Below are 519 nucleotides of genomic sequence, written 5' to 3' on the forward strand. Positions count from 1 at the left end.
ACCTTCCCGCTCGGCATTCCCTACGGCTACACGCTGCAGGCGCCGTCATGCGTGAAGCAAAAGCTGCCGACGGCGGCGGGGGCGGGGACGAACCTCGCGAAGGTCAGTTGCTGATGAGCTGACATGAAGGCGCCCGCATCGTGCGGGTGTCTTCATGTCGTCAAAGCGCGAGCTTCGTCCAGTTCGGAATGCTCGAAGGCCGGCGCAAACAGCTCAAGTTCGGCCTCGAGCAGCCCGACGTCACGCGAGCGCGCGACCTCCCGCCAACGGTCGACAGCCGCCACCACTTGCGCCAGCACCCATCGAGCCTCGCCTTCATCGAACTCGAAGCGCGGCGCCTGCGCGAGCAGTTCATGCACGGATACGACCGGCCCCGAGTCTTCAGTCAACCAGGTCTTGGACTCCCGCTCCTTGTCCGGAAAGGGGTTCAAGTCAAAGGCASGCGCCAGCCGCCAGAGATTCGAGCCCACGTAGAGGAAGCCGATGTTGTGCAAATGGTCGTCGACGTTGGTGATGAGG

1 protein-coding gene is annotated in these 519 nt (G+C 63.7%); it reads right to left on the bottom strand.

Features of this window, described 5'->3' with window-relative positions:
• Positions 1 to 152: 152 nt before the first annotated feature.
• On the bottom strand, positions 153 to 519 hold a 367-nt coding region (locus tag ACXJKR_RS34435; protein ID WP_457326685.1), incomplete at its 5' end, for a HipA domain-containing protein.

Source organism: Roseateles sp. P5_E11 (assembly GCF_054049355.1).